Origin of the sequence: uncultured Lamprocystis sp., assembly GCF_903933125.1 — a bacterium.
In the GTDB taxonomy this organism is placed as follows: Bacteria; Pseudomonadota; Gammaproteobacteria; order Chromatiales; family Chromatiaceae; genus Thiodictyon.
Genome location: NZ_CAIZIZ010000077.1, coordinates 1 through 3,948, shown reverse-complemented (window position 1 = coordinate 3,948; position 3,948 = coordinate 1). Strand labels below are relative to the sequence as shown.

Annotated in this window: 2 protein-coding genes and 1 pseudogene; all 3 read right to left on the bottom strand. The window is 60.3% G+C overall.

Features of this window, described 5'->3' with window-relative positions; genetic code table 11:
* Window positions 1–163: 163 nt before the first annotated feature.
* Window positions 164–412 carry a hypothetical protein gene (locus tag QZY03_RS03240; RefSeq protein WP_295578275.1) on the bottom strand — a complete coding sequence of 83 codons (249 nt, stop codon included), beginning with the start codon at window positions 410–412 and terminating at the stop codon, window positions 164–166.
* Window positions 409–1,677: an AAA family ATPase gene (locus QZY03_RS03235; protein ID WP_295578274.1), complete on the bottom strand. Its 1,269-nt coding sequence runs from the start codon at window positions 1,675–1,677 to the stop codon at window positions 409–411. The genes QZY03_RS03240 and QZY03_RS03235 overlap by 4 nt, the downstream gene beginning before the upstream one ends.
* A pseudogene (locus tag QZY03_RS03230) lies at window positions 1,674–3,948 on the bottom strand (SAM-dependent DNA methyltransferase); the annotation flags it as partial. The pseudogene QZY03_RS03230 and the gene QZY03_RS03235, both read right to left, overlap by 4 nt.

The window sequence follows — 3,948 nt, the reverse complement described above, 5'->3', positions numbered from 1 at the left end:
GGTACAAGCTGTATGCTTGAAAAATCAACGCATTACGGTGCGGCAGTGCCGACCATGACAGGGGTCAGTAAATTTTGACGATGCACAATATCTTATTGATTATGTTACGGTAAATTGCCACGGGAAATCCCAGAGAGCCCGGAAAAAGAATTTATCATATTGTTTATAAAGGAAAAAAAATTGGCCGGGAATTGCTGGTTGTATCCCGACCCTGTGACTTGCACTCGGCGGCCGTCTTCAGGCGTTTCATGGTGTAGGCACACAGATGAAATTGCTCCGACAACAGCGCCTCGCGGACCGCTTCGCCCGGAAATCCGCCGCCAGTGTAGAACAGGTTTTCAGGCGTTTGCGTATTATCCGCCTTCCATTGAATAAGCGCCCTCGGCTCGGCGCCCTTGGGGATGGACCTCATGCCTCGGCATCCTTCAGCCATTCCAGGCTGTCGATGGACGCTTGGGCCGCCAGGACCTCCGGTATGTCGCCAACCCGCGCCCGCAATTGGTTTACAAGCGTCTGCGCCTCGGCAATCCCGTCGTCGTCTATTTGCCGATGGATAGCGTCGAGTTGAGCGGTCACCTCGGGGTTGCGCGCATGCCCATCCATCAACTCTTCCAGTACTTCGCTGCTGCTCAGTCCCAGGGAACGTGGCGCATGGCCCAACAAGGCGCCGTCGCGTAGCAGCATCACCGATTCCGGCGCAAGCTCGCCGATGACCTGGGGGGAATGCGTGGTGATGATGAGCTGGCAGTTCTTGAAGGTTTTTTCCAGCGAAGCCAAGACACTGCGCTGCCATCGCGGGTGCAGATGCAAGTCGATTTCGTCGATCAACGCCACGCCCTCGCCTTCGTTCGGATTCGCCAGGCTTGGGTTGAGCAGACTCAAGCGGCGTGCCATATCTCCAACCAGCGCCAGCATGTTTCGCTCACCATCGGAGAGTTGGGCAACATTCAACTCCAGCCCTCGCTTCACCACGGTCATCCGCAGCGGCTTTCGGCGAATCCGCGGTTCGAGAAACCCGGTGAAGATGTCGACCGCCGTGCGGACGGCCTCCAGCCCTCGATCCCGAAATGCAGGATCGTCGCGGCGTAGCTCGTTCTCGAGGTCCTCGCAGTTGCGAAACCAGATGAAAAAGCGCTTGAAGTCGGCCCCATTATGATCGAGTGCATCCTTGTAGGCTTCATAGGGATTGTTCTGTAGCTTTTCGCGTACCCGGATCGGTATTTCCAGTACGGCGCGGTTCACGTCGTAGTAAACCGCCAGCGGCAGGTCATACGGCTCTTTCCGCTCGGTTTCCACATGATTCCAGTCCGCATGCAGTTCCGACACCGCCGCATTCAGGCGCTCGAGATCGCTCTTGCGCTGCGAGTCCTTGTAGCTGCCCTTCCGACGGTTGGTCGCAATCGACCATTCCACGCGTTCCCCCCTGAGTTGCATGACCAGCGTGATGCGGGCGAAGTCCGCGCCCTGGCGAATGTCATCCAGCGCGATAGGACGCGCCTTGAGCGGGAGCTTATTAATCCGCCAGGTCAGCTGCGATAGCCCGATCGCCAAGGCGTCGAGGACGGCTGACTTGCCAACCCCGTTGATCCCCACGAACGCCGTCGTGCGCTGCGTGAAATCGATGTCCAGGGTCTCGATGCCACGGAAGTTCAACAGATGAAGCGAAAGGATCTTCAAGACGGTCTGCCTCGCGCGGCCAGCTTTTCGGCCAGGGTCAGATGGTAATCGTTGATGCGCTCGCCCTTGAACACCCCGTACCAGGGAGCGCTCTCGACATCCTTGCCGCGGTCCTTGTCCCAACTGATATTGAGTTTGGGCTTCTTATTGTGGCGCAGCACCCCGGCGGTCATGAAGGGGCGGATGTTCAAGCGCACGCCGTCGTTGAGATCCGGGTGCCAGCCGATGGGCTGTTCGGCGAGCGGCTTCCAGCGCACGAAGATGTCGTAGGGGGCCTCGCCTTCCAGGATAAGTTCGAGTCGGCGCTTGAGATCCAGGGCGGCGGCCAGGCGGGTTTGGGCACCGTCCACGGCGTCGCGCACACCGGCCTCCTGCTGGCGGATCCAGTCGCCCAGGTAGGTGTGGATGAGTCGCTCCAGGTTCCGGGCATCGAGCTTGTGGTAGTTCACCAGGGCGCCGAAGCCGTCCTTGAGTCCGTCCCAGACGTGCCAGATGAAGGGACGGTGGTGGAAGCGCCTGGCGTGCTGCTCGAAGAACTTGTCGCGCAGCCAGACATCAAGGCTCCGGCCGGCGCAGTCGGCGTCGGCCAGCAGCTTGGCCAGGATGCTCGGCTTCCAACTGCCGGGCTCCACGGTCTCCCAGGCGGCGATCAGCAGGGCCAGCAGGCGGTCCTGGGCGGGCGGCTCGCCGCGGACCGAGGACAGGCAAACGATACCGTCGTCATCCACATGGCTAGCCAGGGCCTCGCAGCGGGCGATCCAGGCGCGGGCTTCGTCGGAGAGTTCCATCTCGGTATCCGTCTCGGCTGGCCAGCGGTAGCCCAGCAGGCGGGCGACGGCGACTTGCAGTGGGTCGGTGGCGGGCTGGGGGTGGCCGTGGAAGATCCACTGGGTGGGGTCGTCGGAATAGGGCTTGGGCAGGCCGTTGGGGTAGCGTTCGGCGGCGACTTGTTGCCAGTGGGCGAGGTCGAAGGGGACCTTGACCAAGGTAGCGCTCGTGACATTCAGCTTCTGGTCGATGCGGCGAACGGCTTCGCTGTATTCGGAGGAAGAGCAGAAGCACCAGATAGCATGTAGGTGAGTCGAGTCACGGGGAACGAGTGTGGCGCAGTTCATGTCCCATGGGCTACCGCTATTCAGAGTCGCGGGGAGATTTCGCATCTGTCGAACCGCCACACCAGCACTTGACCAAGCTACTTGGCCCTGAATCCTGGCAGCAGCTGACTTGGCGAGAATCCCCTTGCCATCGTCCCACAAAAACACATATTCACGCCCAACAAAATGGGCTGTCTCATCACCAGTTGACTGGAAGCTCTTCCATTGTTTTTGCCATTTCACATGCTCCCAGAAAAATGTGATAAATCGAGGGTTGTCGCCGGTCGTTGTGCCTTGATAAGACGACGCGTAGCATTCGAGGAGTGGGAGCTCTGATGCTTCACCAAGCGAAACCCGGTGGTCTGGATTTGCTAATTGCCCTTTCTGGTTCACCACCACAAGCTTTCCTTCGCGCAGAAGCACCGCCTTCTCGACAGCGCCCTTGAGTTCACTGGCATCCAACCCACGAAGCTGAGAACCCTGCGGGGCGTGCGCATTTGTCTGAGTTAGCAGGATGGTAAATGCACCAGCCGCCTGTGGGCTATCAAAACCACCTTCGCCCAGCCGCGCCAACAGATTCCACTGCATCCGCTTGAGCAGCGACTCGCGTTGCTTCCTGTAGCTGCCGAGAAATAGCCAGTTCTGCGGCATGACGATCTGTACCACGCCTTGTCCGTGCTCGCGGCTGAGTTCGAGGCATCGATCCAGGAATACGTTGGCTAGGTCGCTCTTGGCCTCGGGGTAATGCCTAGCACAGTAGTCCTTAAGCGTGTCGTTCTGCTTACCCCGGGCCAGGTAAGGTACGTTAGTCATGACCAGGTGATATCGCGCATCCAGTAGCCGGGCGGCATCCAGTAGACCACGTGCAGTCAGTGCCAGGTCCCAGGCGTCGTCGTTCAACTCCTGCCCCGGCCCCCGCAGCGCGGCCGGCGTCTCGGGCGCCAGCGCAAGCTCCAGCAGGTCCTTCAGATCGTCGAAACTGGACTTGAACAGGTCGTCCTTCAGGCTGCGAGCGGGGTCCAGCAGGCTGCCCAACAGCGGCGCCTGCGCAAAGGCGGCGTGCAGCAGACGCAGTTCCTGCCGCAGCAGGGCGGCGTTGGGTTGCGAATCAGGGACCAGCGCCTCCCAGTCCTTGGCGCTGGCCGCCACCTTCAGGCCGCAGCAGGCGATGTTGGGC